Annotated in this window: 1 protein-coding gene; it reads left to right on the plus strand. The window is 47.4% G+C overall.

What is annotated here, in order from left to right; translation table 11 throughout:
• Positions 1-212, plus strand: a 212-nt coding sequence (locus RMT89_RS45555) for a hypothetical protein (RefSeq protein ID WP_315889623.1), incomplete at its 5' end; no start/stop codon positions are given.
• Between the last annotated feature and the right edge of the window lie 22 nt (positions 213-234).

A 234-nucleotide genomic window follows, 5' to 3' on the forward strand; every position in this document is an offset into this window, starting at 1 on the left:
ATAATAAAACGACGCCAGTGTTTATCGCGCACGGTACGCAAGATCCTGTGGTGCCACTGACTGCTGGCCAGCAGGCTTTTCATACTTACAAAGCCGCAGGTTTTAATGTGAGTTGGCGCGATTACCGCATGCCGCACAGTGTTTGTGCCCAAGAAATTGATGAAATCAGCCGTTTTATCCAAAGTCGGCTGCTTGCTAAGGTCGAGGACTAATTTTATGCAACGTATCCGTATT

Origin of the sequence: Streptomyces sp. P17 (assembly GCF_032436805.1) — a bacterium.
GTDB lineage: Bacteria > Actinomycetota > Actinomycetes > Streptomycetales > Streptomycetaceae > Streptomyces.